The following is a 539-nucleotide window of genomic DNA, read 5'->3' on the forward strand; positions in this document are numbered from 1 at the left end:
TGATCGATGAAATGCTTGCGACCCTCTACGTCCCGCGTAAATCCCCTCACGCGATAATCGACCGTGACGATGTCGGAATCGAACTGGTGAATCAGGTAATTCAGCGCCTTGAGCGGAGAAATCACACCGCACGTTGAAACGTCGATGTCCACGCGGAACGTGGCGATGCCATCATCTGGGTGGATTTCCGGGTAGGTATGAACCGTGATATGGCTCTTGTCGAGGTGAGCCAGGATGGTCTCGGGCAATGGCCCCGGCGATTCCTCGATCTGGCTGTCGGTCGGCGTGACCGGCTGCTCCGAAATAAGAATGGTGACGCTGGCGCCCTGCGGCTCGTAATCTTGCCGGGCGATATTCAGGATATTCGCTCCAATGATGTCCACGACATCGGTCAATATCTGCGTCAGACGCTCCGCATCGTATTCTTCATCGATGTACTGCACGTACGCCTGTTGATCTTCGGGCGTTTCGGCATAACAGATATCGTAGATATTGAAGCTCAAGGTCTTCGTCAGGTTGTTGAACCCGTGGAGCTTGAG

At 54.4% G+C, this 539-nt stretch carries 1 protein-coding gene; it reads right to left on the reverse strand.

Annotated elements, in window-relative coordinates; all coding sequences use genetic code 11:
* The coding region (gene speD, locus J5M56_RS24105) for an adenosylmethionine decarboxylase (protein WP_207937957.1) at window positions 1-539 on the reverse strand (539 nt) is incomplete at both ends.

Source organism: Pseudomonas sp. 51_B, from assembly GCF_017491595.1.
GTDB classification, from domain to species: domain Bacteria; phylum Pseudomonadota; class Gammaproteobacteria; order Pseudomonadales; family Pseudomonadaceae; genus Aquipseudomonas; species Aquipseudomonas promysalinigenes.